Source organism: Paracoccus sp. DMF (assembly GCF_004407025.1).
GTDB classification, from domain to species: Bacteria; Pseudomonadota; Alphaproteobacteria; order Rhodobacterales; family Rhodobacteraceae; genus Paracoccus; species Paracoccus aminovorans_B.
Genome location: NZ_SOKV02000167.1, coordinates 1 through 831, shown reverse-complemented (window position 1 = coordinate 831; position 831 = coordinate 1). Strand labels below are relative to the sequence as shown.

Below are 831 nucleotides of genomic sequence, written 5' to 3'. Positions count from 1 at the left end.
GCCCGAAGCCATCCGCGCCGAGGCGGCCGAGGTTGCGCAGGTTTGCGCGCAGGCCACCCGGCTCGGCGTCCAGATCGATGCTGCCGATGCCATCGCCAAGGGCGTGAAGCCCGAGGCGCTGCGCGCCAAGGTGCTGGCCGACCTCGCCGCCCGCAGTGACGCCGCGGGCATCATGGCCACCGCCCCGGCTTCTGGCGCGAAGGAAAGCCCCATCGTGGCGGCCGCGAAGAAATCGGCCGCCGCCTCGCGCTGACATTGGCGCTGGCCACTGGCGGCATTCGTCGCTGGCCCTCGCCCCGCCTCCGCATCCCCCAACATCCTGGAGACTGAACCATGCCCGTCCTGACGGAACCGCCCAGCATGGGCGATGTCCTCAAATATGAGGTCAACCCGAACTACACCCGCGAGGTGGTGACGCTTCTCGCGGGCACGCCCTACCCCGTCGGCGCCGTCCTCGGCCGCATCACCGCCAGCGGCAAATACAAGCTCGCGACCAGCGGCGGCACCGATGGCGCGCAGACCGCCTCGGCTGTCCTGATCTATGCCGTCGATGCGACGCTGGCCGATGCCGTGGGCATCGTCGTCGCCCGCGGCCCGGCAATCGTCTCGCGCGCGGGTCTCGCCTACGACGCCACCGTCGATGATGCCGCAAAAATCACCACCAAGATCGGCCAGCTGGCCGCGGTCGGCATCGTCGCCCGCGACGGCGTCTGACGCAGCCCTCCCGGCCGCGCCCCTCCCCTCATTCCCCGGAGCCCCACCATGAACATCGTCCGCAATCCCTTCGACGCTGGCGGCTATTCGCTGGCCGAGATGACGCAGGCCATCAAC

At 70.0% G+C, this 831-nt stretch carries 1 protein-coding gene and 1 pseudogene; both read left to right on the top strand.

The window, feature by feature from the left end; genetic code table 11:
* Positions 1-253: pseudogene (locus E3D03_RS21005) on the top strand (S49 family peptidase); the annotation flags it as partial.
* 80 nt (positions 254-333) lie between these two features.
* Positions 334-714, top strand: a complete 381-nt coding sequence (locus tag E3D03_RS21000; RefSeq protein WP_263568554.1) for a head decoration protein — start codon at positions 334-336, stop codon at positions 712-714.
* Positions 715-831: the final 117 nt, after the last annotated feature.

Bases quoted from the DNA above. Each gene is read 5' to 3' on its own strand.
- E3D03_RS21000 (WP_263568554.1), top strand. From the start codon at position 334: ATGCCCGTCCTGACGGAACCGCCCAGCATGGGCGATGTCCTCAAATAT.